The organism is Reichenbachiella versicolor (assembly GCF_003171675.1).
GTDB lineage: Bacteria > Bacteroidota > Bacteroidia > Cytophagales > Cyclobacteriaceae > Reichenbachiella > Reichenbachiella versicolor.
Map to the genome: position 1 here is coordinate 194,600 of NZ_QFZQ01000001.1, position 15,255 is coordinate 209,854.

The 15,255-nt window shown below is 39.2% G+C and carries 9 protein-coding genes; 1 reads left to right on the forward strand and 8 read right to left on the reverse strand.

Going from position 1 to position 15,255, the window contains the following annotated elements; translation table 11 throughout:
- Position 1 precedes the first annotated feature (1 nt).
- The 4 genes from DKG80_RS00900 to DKG80_RS00915 all read right to left on the reverse strand — a co-directional run bounded on the left by DKG80_RS00900 (position 2) and on the right by DKG80_RS00915 (position 5,589).
- Positions 2-1,237, reverse strand: a complete 1,236-nt coding sequence (locus DKG80_RS00900; protein WP_109829399.1) for a PepSY-associated TM helix domain-containing protein — start codon at positions 1,235-1,237, stop codon at positions 2-4.
- A complete protein-coding gene (locus tag DKG80_RS00905; RefSeq protein WP_109829400.1) occupies positions 1,234-3,540 on the reverse strand; it encodes a TonB-dependent receptor in 2,307 nt (768 codons plus the stop codon). The genes DKG80_RS00900 and DKG80_RS00905 overlap by 4 nt, the downstream gene beginning before the upstream one ends.
- A 197-nt stretch (positions 3,541-3,737) precedes the next feature.
- A complete protein-coding gene (locus DKG80_RS00910; RefSeq protein ID WP_109829401.1) occupies positions 3,738-4,058 on the reverse strand; it encodes a hypothetical protein in 321 nt (106 codons plus the stop codon).
- Positions 4,059-4,428: 370 nt separating this feature from the next.
- Positions 4,429-5,589: a hypothetical protein gene (locus DKG80_RS00915; RefSeq protein ID WP_109829402.1), complete on the reverse strand. Its 1,161-nt coding sequence runs from the start codon at positions 5,587-5,589 to the stop codon at positions 4,429-4,431.
- Between the two features lie 547 nt (positions 5,590-6,136).
- Here DKG80_RS00915 and DKG80_RS00920 point away from each other — a divergent pair.
- Positions 6,137-8,332, forward strand: coding sequence for a T9SS type A sorting domain-containing protein (locus DKG80_RS00920; protein WP_162555606.1), 2,196 nt, complete (start codon positions 6,137-6,139; stop codon positions 8,330-8,332).
- Between the two features lie 145 nt (positions 8,333-8,477).
- On the opposite strand, the gene DKG80_RS00925 is transcribed toward DKG80_RS00920, so the two are convergent.
- The 4 genes from DKG80_RS00925 to DKG80_RS00940 all read right to left on the reverse strand — a co-directional run bounded on the left by DKG80_RS00925 (position 8,478) and on the right by DKG80_RS00940 (position 15,219).
- Positions 8,478-9,602: a glycerate kinase gene (locus DKG80_RS00925; RefSeq protein WP_109829404.1), complete on the reverse strand. Its 1,125-nt coding sequence runs from the start codon at positions 9,600-9,602 to the stop codon at positions 8,478-8,480.
- A 2-nt stretch (positions 9,603-9,604) separates the two neighbouring features.
- Positions 9,605-11,179 carry a sodium:solute symporter gene (locus DKG80_RS00930; RefSeq protein ID WP_109829405.1) on the reverse strand — a complete coding sequence of 525 codons (1,575 nt, stop codon included), beginning with the start codon at positions 11,177-11,179 and terminating at the stop codon, positions 9,605-9,607.
- Positions 11,176-12,486: an MGH1-like glycoside hydrolase domain-containing protein gene (locus DKG80_RS00935; protein WP_109829406.1), complete on the reverse strand. Its 1,311-nt coding sequence runs from the start codon at positions 12,484-12,486 to the stop codon at positions 11,176-11,178. The genes DKG80_RS00930 and DKG80_RS00935 overlap by 4 nt, the downstream gene beginning before the upstream one ends.
- A gap of 132 nt (positions 12,487-12,618) precedes the next feature.
- Positions 12,619-15,219, reverse strand: a complete 2,601-nt coding sequence (locus tag DKG80_RS00940) for a TonB-dependent receptor (RefSeq protein ID WP_221409027.1) — start codon at positions 15,217-15,219, stop codon at positions 12,619-12,621.
- Positions 15,220-15,255 lie beyond the last annotated feature (36 nt).

Here is a 15,255-nt window from a genome sequence, read left to right on the forward strand (position 1 = left end):
CTTATGAGCTTAATATTAATTTGGATTGCTCATAGGCAAAAATGAGTGCAACTGATAGTGCAAATAATGGTAGCATGATGCCTAGGGCTATAATGATGATGAATAATCCTACGCCTACTGAGAACTGGGCTGGTACTACTGGTACGCTCCATTCTCCTTTTCGCTTCCTGAGAAGGTAAGTGTACAAACCTGATATGCTCATCACCAATAGCATAAATGCAACTACTAGCATCAAATACCAGTTCCATGGCCCAAACTCTCCTTGATGAAAAGCCATCACCCATAGCCTTCCTTGCATCATTATACCGATGTCTGACCACGCTAGTTTGGCTACAGGTTTTCCAGAGTATTGGTCGAAATGGAGCTTTCTCATAGAGGATAGCTCGCTTGTTCTATTGGATACGCTGAATACAGCCTTAGGAGAGAGGGGGAGGTGGAGACTTATTTCTCCAGGTAGATCCAGCTCTCGGGCTATCATTGCCATTTGATCTAAGGTCAATGGTTCGCCTTTGATTTCAGAAGTGAAAGCTCGCCCATCCCACGTTTTAGGGAAACCTGTATTTGTTTGATCTTGTACCCATTTGAAGTTGCTGCCAAAGACATCCGTCCAAGGTAGCCCCCCTGCGAGTACTAATAGAAGCAGGATTGAAAACCAAAATCCTGTGACGGCATGTATGTCTCGGTAGAGCAAACGCTTTGAACCGTCAGTTCGAATGGTGAAAACACCTTTTAGCTTCCATCCGTCCTTGGGCCACCAGATATAGAGCCCTGTCAGTATCAGTACCACCATCCAGCTAGCGACTAGTTCCACTACTTTGGTTCCGTACTTACTCAGTAGCAGCTCTCCATGCAGTTTTCTGATCAAGTACATGTCGGTGTTTTTGGTGACTACCTCGCCGTTGACAGACCCATCTACCGGACTGATGAAAAGACTAGACTTACCAGAGAATCTACCGGATATGAATTCTGTCGCTTTATTTTGATCAGCGGTGATGATCATGGCGTTGGGAGGTTTGATTGCGTTTTTCTTAGCGATCTCCCATTGCTCTTGATAGCTCACTAGGTGAGGCTCAGCAGGCACTTCTTTCAGACTATCATACATGGGTTTTTCATAGTCGCTTTTAAATAGATATACTATACCTGTGATAGAAAGCAATATGATGATAGGCAGCGAAACAAGACCTGCTATGAAGTGCCATTTCCATAGCCACTGATGTAGTAAGTGCTTCGTGTTCATTTCTGTGCGAATTTGTACCCGATTCCTACATTGAAGTTTCTAGGATTTCCGAGTGAGTAAGACTCCCCCCATTGGTTAGATCTAGCTACTGTGGCATAGAGCTCATCCGTTGCGTTGATGATATTGGTCCATATATCAAATGCCTTCCATTCATAGCCCAGTCTGAGGTTGAAAATATCGTAGCCTTCGTATGACTTGGAGTGTACAGCGTCCATATAGTATTCACCGACATGCTGCCATTCTACACTTGCTCTGAAACCCTTTAGGTACTCAGGTTTGTAGGTAATCTGCGCATTAGCTGTCCATTCGGGGGCTTGTGGCATGCTTTTATTTGAATAGTCGATACCTGATTCTTTATAATCTAGGAATTTGTGAATCGCATTTGTTCCACTTACTCTGATGAGAATAGAAGGTATTGGTTGTACTTGCAGGTTATATTCCACTCCTTGATGAGTCGTACTGCCAGCATTTTTACGGATTCTAGTGCCATCATCTAGTAATACACTGATGATTTCATTTCGACCATCCATTTGGTAAATCGTAGCTTCAAGTCTTGCTGTATTATTGGCGAATGCTACCCAGCCACCAAGTTCATAACTATGGTAATAAACAGGTTTCAATGTAGGGATTTCATTCCCTCGGTATAGCTCACCTACTTGAGGAGGTACAAACCCTTGACTGTAGTTAGCATATATCCCACGATTGTTTTCTAGATCGTAGGTGAATCCAACTTTTGGAGTAAACTGACTGAAAGAATTTTTTCCATCCAATACAGCTGTATAGGCATTGCTGTCTAGTGCATTTTCAAATTGGTAATTGAAATGATCAAATCTCAACGCGGCAATAAGGTTAAGATTGTCGACTAGTTCCACCTTGCCTTGAATATATGCTGCGGTATTCACTAAGTCTGCTTGATAGTCGGCTAGCAAACTATCAGTCTCTATAAATGAGTCATATATACCCTCGTTGTTTTTAGAGATTTCGATATAGTTAGCTTCGTATGTATTGGGACTATAGTCGACACTTACTCCTCCGATCAGACTACTATTCATCCAATTGAAGTCTTGCTTGTGCTGGGAGATGAGGCCGAAACTATTGAAGCTATTGTCATTGATTTCGCCATGAGCCAGGTTTGGGTTTCCCGCCGGAATCCAAGGTTTGAAGTCATCTTTTACCCTGTATGATGGGTTTTGCTTGACAGAGTTGTTTCTGTAGTAACCAGTAAAAGTTGATTTAGCATGATCATTCCAGTAGTGATTGACGGCCAGTTTGGTACGGATGGCATCCACCTGTCTATTGGTGAATGTTTGCTCTGATTCATAAGATTCACTGAAAAATGCTGCGCTGTCAATAGAGCCGGACATTTCTGAATAGTAATCGATCAGTGTATTACTCCATACTATCTCAGTGTTTTCATTGACAAAGTAATTAGCAGAAAAACTCAAAGCCAACTTATCGAAATCGCTGTGCTCTCGGACACCATCTCGCTGGTCTGCATAATACCCTGCTACTCTTACACCTACTTTATTGAAGGTATTTGACGCATAGAAATCAGTTCTTTTGTATCCTATGTCATTGCCTTGGATACTGATACCAGCAGTTGGGCGGTAAGATGGCTTTTGAGAGATGAAGTTCACCGCTCCACCGATCGCTTCACTACCATAGATACTTGAGGCAGGTCCTCGGATGATCTCAATGTTTTTTACTTTGGCCATATTCATTTCCAGTAAGGCATTGTGATTGAATACTCCAGATGCTCTGATAGGCACACCATCTTCTAGGTATAGATAAGATGCTCCATAGTCAATCGGTCTTCTAATACTCATTGTGTGCTGTTCATTGCCCAAGTCTACCATGTAGACCCCAGGGTTTTGATTGAGTATTTGGTCTATCGTGGTGGGCTTATTGTCGTCTATGGTTTTAGCAGTTACACTAGAAATGGCGATGGGGGCTTCTGATCGCTTTTCTTGTTCTCTGTTGGCACTGACTACGACTTCATTGAGAGACAGGACGTCTGTTTCTAGCCCTATCACAAGTCCTTTTTCTGCAGTAGTCATTTGAGGTTTATATCCCATGATATACACCTTCAGCTGGTCCCTTCCAGATTTTGCTTTGATGCTGAACTTTCCCTGTATATCAGTCAATACAGTTTGTTGGTTGTCTTCAGATAGATTGGACACGTATGTAAATGGTATTGCTTCACCTGTTTCTCCATTCGTTACAGTTCCAGTTATGATTTGTTGGGCATAGGTAGTAGTCATCCATAAACACAGTATGGCTGTGATGATGTATTTGAAATTCATCTTTGTTGATAATTTTTTATCGGAACAATGCGATAGTCATATCTTATCTATTACAAGGTATAGATATGAAAGACCGACATTGATCTCTATTATTAAATTGAAATTTTAGTAAGACAGCTAGAGCATAGGGAGGTTACGAGTACCATATACAATGCTCTAGCTAATTGGTTGAATGACTTGTTATTGCCATTCTTTAGTCATGTGAGGGAATTGATTTTTGGAGGTCTGAAGATGCCTTCAGGAAGCATAGTGTCATGAAATACACTGAGATATTCAGAGTTTAGATGGTTTAATTGATCGAAACATCTTGATAAACCTTCGAAGCTGCTTTTAGTATAGTAGTAAGACACTTCAAGTTTCTCTTTCTTACCAGAGGGGGCTTGTTTCTCCTCTTTCTCTTGTGCTTTTTTGAGCTTTTCGGCCAGATAACATTTACCATTACACATGGACATAGGCTTTTCTCTATTGATACAGAGAACCTCTGCAATGAAGCTTTGATTGATTTTGAAATCAATCATGATGCTAACCTGTTTGAGGTAGGGCATCGTCATCGCTAATAGCATCAGTATGGGTAGTGCTCTTTTCAAGTTGCCAGAGAATGGCGCGAAGATAATAGATCAACTTAAAAATCAAATAGAGAAAGGAAACAAGAGCGGGGAGTATGTATTTCTTTGAGCTTATGATGAATGAGCATTTTCTCTGCCATAAGCTATAAAAACAAAAATAGCATCGAGATATACCCCGATGCTATTTAAATTTTAATCGCAGGGTGATAGCCTTTTGGGTTTAATTCCCGATCCTTGGGTCGAGTAGAAATAAAATCCCAAAGATACCCCGTACCCTTGAGTTGGGGAGCTTCATTTCTCTTATTACCTATAAGGCTAACCTTTACCTTGTCGCTACAATTTCAGCAGATATAGTCAGCTTAGCCTCTTCGAATAGATCATTGCTGTCATGATCATTGAATATTTTGGTGTAGAAGATCGCTGTGGTCTCATAACTCCCTGCTGGAAAGTACCTTGAGATAGTAACATTGATACTTGCACTTTCTCCGGGTTTTAAGCCACCACCAGGAACGACTCTTGAGGCAGTGATGTCTGCAAATGTAGGAGAGGAAGTACTGTTTTCGTACTTGGTAGCTTTATAGAAGGAGATAGGGTGGTTACCTTGGTTCGTCCAAGTAGTGACATCGCTGAAATAGTGGGCTTCCAATTCTACCGCGTTAGGAGTCGATACACTTGACGATCCTAATTTTACAGGATTGATCACATCTACAATGATGGAAGTGGTTTTAAGCTCACCTTCATCATCCTCTACGATGAGACTTAAGGTTTTAGGATACTTAAGATCGAAGCTCATAGATTGATCTGTGTATTCTGTACGATCAGTTGAACTTGACTCCTGATTATAGTAAAGCTTACTACCTTCAAAAGTAACCGTTGGTGTCAAGTCAGTGAAGTCTGTACCTACGGGAACAAAAATATAGATTTTATTTAGCCCAAATTCTTGTACTGAATGATGTATATCTATGTCCTCTGTCAATGCTGGATTTTTGCTCTTCTCAAATGAAAACCTAGTGATCCTAGGAGTTCGATCGACTGGAGCTTCTTCTTGAAGGACTTGAACGTCATAGTGGAGCAATTCTTCTTTAGTTTCTACCGAGCTAATGGTGAAAGTATGCGTTTTCCCATCCTCAAATGATAGTTGTTCACTGTTACTAGGTGTGATTTCGAATTTGCTCAGGTTTAGTTCGTCTGAAGTGATAGAAGCAGATATTTTGTCAAGTCCCACAGTTGAGTGAGATACTGTAATTACAACTTTACCATGTGAGGTTTCTTTATTGTCTTCTATGCTGGGGTTAGTAATGTCAATCGATACAGGAGTAATTCCAAATAATGGAAAATCAGATAAAAGCGCTTCGTTGATATCAATAGAGCTACTTCCTGTATCACCATCTTCATTGGTATCATCACTTGAACTGCATGAAACTAAGCAGTTAAATGCAAGTAACAGGGCTAGGAGGTTAGAGTAATTTTTAAATTTAATCATGGGGTAAATGTGTTGTTGTGAAAAATTGATTTTACAATCTAGTACGTTCATTCAATCGCAAGGCGATAGCACATTGAGTTTGATTCCCTGACCTTGGGTGTTAGAACTCATTTGTTTTAAACGGGCGCTAAATTACAATTATTGTTAGCACAGGTGATACTATTTTATGTAAAAAGGCAGGTTTAAAGCTTTAATTTGATAAAGTTTATTTTGAGTTAAAGATTTAATAATGAGAAGTTCCCTTGAGTGTTGAATCTTTCATGGTCATATGGATTGACTGGTATTTATGTTAAAAACTTTACAGTGATTTTTCCTTTATGATTTGTCAATTATGTCTACTCAACAGGCGATGGTTCATGACATTAGCCTTTTTTAAGTGAATACATGATTAGAATGATAAAAAACATTATTTAAATAATGCAAAGTGAATTTTTCTTTGAAGTTACCTTTTGTCTTAATAATCAGTTGTTTGTGTGTAGTAAGTGATTATTCTGCACGGAGCATATGATAAAGGTGGGAGGTAATATCTAAGACAAAAATGATGATGATGAAAAAGACTAGATTGCTTAGTGGATTGCTTTGCTTGATTTCTATATCTACTCTGGCAGATCCACCAACTCCTCCACCTGGGAAAGTTTGGGTGTTGAATGAATTGATGAGTGATGAATTCGGACCAGAAGGCCCCAACTTGGACGTCTGGAATGTATATGGTCACGACAGATCTTGGGATCGAACTTCGGCTTTTGATCCCAAAGTGCTGGGTGTTGAGAAAGAGCCTGGAACTGATAATTACATTTTGACTTTGAATCCTATCTGGTATTATGAGGATGAAGTCTGGACTCATCCATCTACTGGTCGTACTTACCAGTTTTCAGGAGCGGCACTTGATACCAAGCATAGAGAAACTTATGGGTACTATGAGATAAGAATCCGACCGTCTGACTTTCCTTTTGGATCAGGTGTTTTTATGAACTCTAGAGGAAATCCTGCAATAGCTTGTGATGATAGATATGCATCGGAGTTGGATCTTATTGAAAATATGGGATATACAGGTCCGGGAGCTGGTGAGTTTGATAGTCGTGGAGGTTTCTTTAATTATGTTCAGCATGTGAATAGTCATACAAAGAATATCATGACATCTGATGGTTCGGGTAATTGTATCCTAAGTGATAATCCGTGGCAGTCTGCTGGGGCAGATCATTATGATTTAGAAGATCGTCATGCTTTTTTTACAGTAGGGATGTGGTGGAAGGACGAGAAAACAGCTCATTTCTATAATAATGATAGGCAGTTTAGCACTATTACCCCTGCTAGAGATTACAACATTCCGATGGTTTTGATTTTGTCTATGGAAACATATACAACAAAAAAGGATGATGAAAATAATGCTGGAAACCCTAAGCCTGCAGAGTGGATGTGGGATGAGGAGTTTCGTACAAAAGACCAGCGTGCAGTCAAATATGATTGGGTAAGAGCTTGGAAACTTGTAGATATAGATGCTAATCAGATTAATGATACTAAAGATAATTTGCAGGCACCGTCAACAACAATAGATACTTATCAAGGAAGAAATATAGAGGCGACTTTAATTTATTCTGTAAAAGCAAATAGAAAGGTTGTTGCTAAGCTGTTATCTCCAGTTGGTGATGAATTGGACAGACAGGAGTTTAATGTAACTAAGGGTGTGCGTTCGCTTAGAACAAACTTAAAAGTCGGGGATGAAGTAGCTGTTGCGTCTAATTACAAAGTTAGGTTTGAGATATTGGATGGTACGAATGTCTTAGTCGATGATGAAACACTAGTCAATGTTCAAGCTACTACTTATACTAAACAGCTTTCGAGTGACTTGTATCCAACATCCCTAGAGCCTCGCCAATCTAGCTATCAGATTCCTGTAGAGTATGAGACTGATGAGGAAAGCACTATTAATATTGAATTGAAGAAACCGGACGGAACCTCAGTTGGGATTTTTACTGCTGATGTAGACAAAGGTAAAGGTGTATCAAGGGTTAATGTCAGTCTTGATCCAGTACTAGATGCTGGTGATGATTATGTGCTAAAAACTTATATGCACCGAAAGGGTATGGATGAATCGGACCCAATGGCTGTATCAATAGGTGATGTCAATGTAGATTTAACTGAAGGTGCATGGGGAGATATTAGTATCAATAGCACAACTTCTTCTATCAATATGGATGACACTACTGTAAGAGTTGACTACACTTACTCTGCTCTTGAAAATGGGGTGTTAGAAATTTCATTTATTGATCCTGATGGTAAAATAGTAGCAACCAAAAGACATATTGAAAGATATGGAGAGAGAACACTGTCGCGGGATATTATTTGGGATAAACAAGACCTTACTCCATCGGATGATTATAAAGTCACTATTTCATATACTTATGATGACAATCTTTATCCTGCATTAAAGGATACCGTTTACAATATTTCAGTGCTCAACGATGTTACGGATATTAGTAATTTTAATAGTGAAGAGGTCAATTCGTTGCTCTCTTACCCAAACCCTACGAATGGAGAAATATCTCTTTCTTTAAAAAATAATTCTGATAGAGTTTTGGCTGTTAGCTTATTTGACTTTAGTGGATCTAGAGTTGATTTACCATATACTCTTTCTGAGGATAATGAAATTAAGTGCGATCTATCAGTTTACTCCCCAGGAGTGTATGTCATAGAGGTAGCTACAGATAGAAAAGTGTATTCATTCAAAGTAATTAGGGAATAATTAGTGAGGACTAACCAAATTCTAAAAAAGAGGAGGATTCAATCAAATTGAATCCTCCTTTTAGGTTTACTTTTAATCACAAGGCGATAGCCTATTGGGCTGAATTCTTCGATCCTTGGGTCAGAAAATGTCACTTGTGAATGTTTTACAGCGATGAATAAATTGATTTTATCAACTTAGAACTCAGCGATTCTAGATGTTGTGATGCATTATTCATAGCGTCTTTTACATCCTTGGCTTCGTCCATTACGCTCATTACTTGATGTGCTCTTAGCTGTTTAATTTGTTTTTCTTCGAGATCTATTTTACCTACTAGTACGCCTAGACTTTTACTGAATTTAAGACAAAGTCCAGAGACCCCATCGACTACCTTGCCCTCGAGTGATTGATGGTCTAGTTTTCCTTCACCAGTGATGACAAAATCGGCCTCTTTTAGCAGTGCTTCAAATTTTACAATGTCTATTATGGCATCAATACCGCGCTGAAGTTTTGATAAGAATAAAGGAATCATAGAGGCAGCTATACCACCGGCTGCACCAGCCCCAGAAATATTGCTAACTTCCATATTGAAGGCCTGTTGAATAACATGGGCATAATTCTTTAATCCGTCATCTAGACTTCTAATTTCTGATTGGCTCGCGCCTTTTTGAGCACCGTATACATATGCAGCTCCATTCGGGCCATGCATAGGGTTACTAACATCGCATAGTACTACGAATTCAACATCGGGAGTGAGGATAGCTTTCGAATTGTCAATTCTGTCAATTTTTATAAGGTTTTCCCCTGTAGGTTTCAAAGTATTGCCATGAGCATCTAAGAATCGATATCCTAAAGCTGAAGCTATTCCAATACCTGCGTCGTTGGTGGCACTGCCACCAATGAATAAGTATATGTTCTTAGCGCCGTGTTGCAAAGCATCTTTAATTAATTCTCCAGTGCCCAGTGAAGTGGTATACATACAGTTCCTATCTTCCTTATTTAGAAGTTGTAGACCTGAAGCTTTTGACATTTCTATAAAAGCCATATCACCTTTGTACATGTACGGAGCCTTTATTTTATGAAAAAGCGGATCATGGACTTCTATTGTCCTACTTTCTAGGCTTAAGCTTTTTTCTATAGCCTCAAGAGTTCCTTCCCCTCCATCAGCCAAAGGTTGAGTTATAATTTCAGCTTTAGGGAAAGATTTATGAACTCCCTTGGCTATTGCAGCGCAGACCTCTTCGGAAGTCAGGGAGTCTTTGAATTTGTCTGGTGCAATGAGAACTTTCATACTTATATCATATGTTGAAATGTGATGCTAAACCATAGAATGACTAAAAAGAAGATAAGCAATAAACCTACTTTCGTTTTCTCTTTAAGGATAGTATTGAGTTCTAATCCTATATCACTCTGAGAGGAGGTATAATTACCCTTAAACAAATTACTAGCCAATAGTCCTATTGTTAGAGTCACAGCTGCTCCGATGGCGTTCCACCAAAACCAGAATACATTGGGAACAAATAACCACAAATAGATATTGACTGATACTCCAGTTATTAACCCAATGTTGATTCCTTTAGTATTGACCTTACGGAGTAATAGGGCTGATATAAAGGTAGCCATAATAGGGCCATAGAAAACGGAGCCTATTTTATTGATCGCCTCAATTACTGTAGGTGCTATTCCTCCAACAAAAAAGGCAAAAATGAGACAAAATAATCCCCAAAATAGGGCTGCTATCTTAGAATACTTCATGTATGTTTTGGTATCCAAGTCTTTGTTTCGGTTGAATAGGTCTTCTACTGATGCAGCACTTAGAGAGTTGATCGTAGAGCTAAGGGACGACATTGCTCCAGCCAAAATCGTCACCATAAGTATTCCGATAACTCCATGTGGTAAATAGTCTCTTATAAATATAGGAACCATTAAGTCTGGTTTTTCACTTGGGATTTTACTCATAAATTCTGGGTTGGATATAGCTAAAGTTCCTATCACAAGTCCCATAATACAATAACTAAGTGTGATAGGGAATCTGATTAGACCATTAGCGAGTATGGTTTTATTGACTGTGGCTAGATCCTTGGCTGAAAACAATCGTTGTACTTGACTCTGATCTGTTCCATAGTAAGAAATGTACAAGAACATGCCGCCGACTAACATCGGCCAAAATCCAAAACCTTCTCCATCTGTTAGTCCCAAAGAACCAAAGTCAACTACTTCGAGTCTTGCAGGATCTACATTCGCAGAGAATTCTTCCCAGCCTCCTATTTGATTGAGTCCAGCAAATAGACAAATACCTATACCTATCATCAGTATAATCATTTGAATCATATCTCCATAGACCACTGCTTTCATGCCTCCTTGATATGAATAGATCAATGTGACCACACCCATTATTACAATAGTGCTCCAAAGGGGTAGTGTCATGACGCTGGTAAGAATCAATGCCGCAGTGTAGATCATTACACTAGTTGCAAAGGCTCTGCTGAATTGAAATACTATACTTAAAAGTACTCTCGTAGAAGCACCAAACCGTTTTTCTAAAAATCCATATACACTGACTACTCCTGCTTTGTACATGGGAGGAATTAATACTACCATCAGCACAATCATGGCTATCGGTACTCCAAATTCATAAGTTAGCCATTTCATGCCTCCACCATTAGATATACCTACAAATGCTGGTGCTGAAATAAAACTAATGGCTGACAGTTGAGTAGCGACTGTACTCAGGGTAAGAGGAAACCAAGTAAAGCTTTTTCCTCCTAGGAAGTAGTCATTTCCACTTTTGTTCTTGTTGAAAAGTTTTCCTAGAAACAAGAAACCAATGGTATATGAAGCGATTACTAAATAGTCCAGGTAATTCATGTATTATACATTAAATCCAGTATGGTAGATGCTGTCCAGGAAAAATTCTTACCTCCATATCCTAAAGATAAGTCTTTTGCTACCTCTTTTTGAGGTTCGTAATATTCGCACAAGCCCCATTTATTGACTATTTTAAGGGTGTCAGCTTTGACTACATTAGCTATCTCACGATACCCATACTCCATTAATCCATGATAGATCATCCAATTGACATGTGGCCAAATGGGACCTCTCCAATATCTTTTGGAATCAAATTCAGGACTGTCTACGTCAAAGCTTGGACATAAATAGTACCCATTATTGTGTAAATGGACTAAATGGTCTTGAAGATGAGCAGCTTGCTGCCCAGACGCTACTTGAGCAAATAGTGAGACATAGCTCCCTATTTCTTTGTACTCAATTTGTTTCTGTGCTCTTAGATCATATGGGACATACATTTTGAGCTTTTCATTCCAAAACTTTGAATTGAAAGAGGTGATACTTTGCTGTTGCCATTCTTTTATTTCACTGGTATCAAAAGAAAATCTTTCACCTATTCGAATAAGACTGTCATTAGAACGAATCAGAATAGCATTCATCATGTTGTCCTGAATCAGAAATGGACATTCTTCCGCTATCTTGGGACTATCGTATTGATTTTCTTTTCCAAATAAAAGGAGGTAAACGTATCTGTCATATTGTGCTGCTGTGGGTCTTTCATCAGCTTCTGATACATCTAGATCTCTTCGTTGATAGTTAGGTAGGCTGCCTTCTTTGATTTCAATTCGGTTTAGAGATTCATCCCAGAGAGGAGAGTTGTCTCGCCCAGATTCCCATGGGTGATACATGTACATCAATCCTTCATGGTGAGGGTCTCTGCTATTGTATAAGAATCTGTGAAAGTTGACCACTTTATTAAAAGACTCCTTTACAAAGGCTACGAGGTTTTCATCGTCTGGGTGCTGAATTAGTAAATTTTCTAGGACGAATCCAATGACAGGAGGATTGGTAATTCCTGATGACTTTGGTTTGTCGGGAGAGCCTGAATTCACAGAAGATTCCCAGAAGTCAAAATTAGGGAAGTATGTTTTTTCATTTTCAGAGTGAAACAAGATGTGTGGCACCATTCCATTGGCCCATTGACCTGATAGTAGGGAGTTAATTTCTTTGATAGATCGATCAAGGTTTTTGTGGCCATTTCCAAGGCTTACAAATCCAGAATCCCAGTTCCACTGAAAAGGATAGAGGGTATTGGTAGGAACTGTAAATTCCCCTTTCCAGTTAGTGTCTAAGACTTCGTGTGCTTTTTTGATTAACTCATCAAACATGTGATATAAAATTTTGATATGATAATGTGACTGTTCAGAGCTAAAATCACCTCCTGACAGGAGAGAATTTATTTCTCTCCTGTACTCAATGGAGGTGGACTACTACATGCTCTTTGTTAATTCAGCTTCTAATTAGAAGTCGAATGTAGCTCTTAGAAACAATCTTCTAGGAAGAATAGGTCTACCTACAAAATATGCTCCTGCTGTTTGGTTACTTCCTTGTCTAGGAGACCCTTCAGTGATTCCATCAGAATCAAATAGGTTGAAAACAGAAGCACTTATTCTAAGGGATTCTCTTTCTCCCATGGTGAAGCGATATCCTGCATCTAATCTCACTATTGTATATGGATCTAGTTTGTTATTGTTCGCATCGTCTGCGTACTTTTCTCCTAGATAGTTTGCCGATATGTTGGCGTCAAATCCTCCAACAGTATAATTGGCACCTACCATACCCATTACATTCGGTTGTCTTCTTAGCTTATTACCTACGAAATCTTCGTTTCCTTCAAATTCTGTGAACTCGTGATCTTGAAAAGTGAAATTTCCATACAGATTGGCGCCTTTCGCTACATTGTAGTTTGCACTTACTTCGATACCTAGAGTTTGAGTACTCTGGACACTCACTTCTTCGATTACATTGTTCGGATTATTAGGGTCGTTGACAAAGTCAATGCTTCTTCTATCATTCAATCCAACATAAAATAAAGCTGCCGTAGTTGAGAATTTAGAACCTCCATATTTGATGCCGAGTTCAGATTGGATAGTTCCTTCTGTTTCATAGGTCTGTGGCACACCTGGGGCTGAAAATCTAACCCCTCTAAGTTCAGGGAAGAAATAACCTTTTGAGAAGTTGGCATAAAGATTAGTAGTGGTGTTTAGCTTATACAAACCAGCTAAAGCTACTGCAAAATCAGAAGCAGATACAGTTCCATTTTCAAAAGTATTAGAACCTACACCAGTTTCTCTATTGATTTGACCTTGAGCTCTTTCCCATCTAAATCCTATGTCAAAATTGAATCTATCAAATTCCATTTGATCAGCTGCATAGAATGCAATTTTAGTGCTTTGATGATATCTATTGGCTGTTTGATTGCCAGAGATAAAACCACTAGTAGAGTAGTAGGCTGTATCTTCAGCTACTGTAGCAGGATCGTCATATTGAATATTTACTACACGAGGGGCATTACGGAAATCGCCTACAAAATTGGATATCCAGTTATTGTCCTCTGCTCTAGTATCAGACATAAATGTTCCTACAGTTACAGTATGAATATCTACTGTTTTAGTCAAATTGATTTCAGCGACCATTTCTTCCATTGGTCTTTCTCTATCTAGTATTCTGTTTTCGAATAATAGATCACTACTTGCTAATTGAGCTCCATTGTCAGCATAGGTGAACTGTGCATCTGCTGGTAATCCACGATCAGACAGGTAGCTAGCTTGATCTTCTGGAACATTATGTACACCATCTCCATCTAAGAAAAGATTAAACCAGTGTTCATATCTAGCTGCTTTGGTTTTGGCAGAGATCAACCAGTCATCTCCAAATGAATGCTGTAAATCCAGCATCAAATATCCACCTTTAGTTGTTACTCCATTTCCAATTGGAGATTCAAATCTTCCATTTGGTGTATCAAAAGAATAATCAGTCGCTTGACTTGTCAGTAATGTAAACACTTCCTTACCATCGTTGCCCGTTGGTCTAGACTTGTCATCACCATTTAGTGGATATGGAAGGTAGAACTGAACTTTGTCATCGATCATCTGACCAGATACCGTAAACGAACTATTATTTTCGTTGAATAGTTTTTTGATATTGGCTCTGATTTGATAGCCCTTGGTAGTCAATCCTGTTTCAAGTGGACCTTCATCATATCTATAAAACCCAGATACGGAGTAAAGTAAGTCCTCACTTAAGGGGCCAGAACTCAAGAAGTCCATTTTGGTTCTTCCTCCAGATCCCCATTCTAGCTGCACCTTGTTTTCAGGATCAAAAGATCCAGTTTTACTGGTGTAATTAATGATACCTGCTACACTTCCTGCACCGAATAGTGTAGATACACCACCTCTTACAAATTCTAGATTTGAGAATCCCATATCTCCTCTAAAGTACACATCATGAGCTGATGAGTTTAATCCGAAAGAACTCAAGACAGGGAGTCCATCGATTTGAATCGGGGTGAACTGATACTGTCCACCAGACGGCATACCTCTAACGAATACGTTAGAAGCGACTTCACCACCACCACCTTCTGCGGTGATACCTGGTACTGTTCTCAATATATCAGCTTGTGAGTTAGCAGATAACGTTTCTAGTTGTTTGGAGCCTATCCGTGTAAGAGAAATTGGAGACTCTTTTTGAGATCTGTCAGCAAAAGTACCCGTTACTATTACCGCATCTAGTGCCATCACATCACCTGACAAAGTAAAGTTTTGAGTTATGTTACCACCATCACTACCGTTGATAGCTATTTCTTGACTTGTATATCCAGTAAAGGAAGCAATCAACGTTTGTTCTCCAGAAGGAGCGTTTGGGATTTCAAAGTTTCCATTGAAGTCAACTACAGAACCTATCAATGTTCCTTTGATAACGACGTTAGCACCGATGAGTAAATCTCCGTTTTCATCCTTGACGGTTCCGGAGATTTTGACTTGAGCCATCAGTAAGTTGGTTGTCAACAGCATTGCTAGCACCAATGCGCATTGACTCATAATAGAGTTTAGCCTTTTCATTCATTATACAGTTAAATAATACATAATTGGGTAATG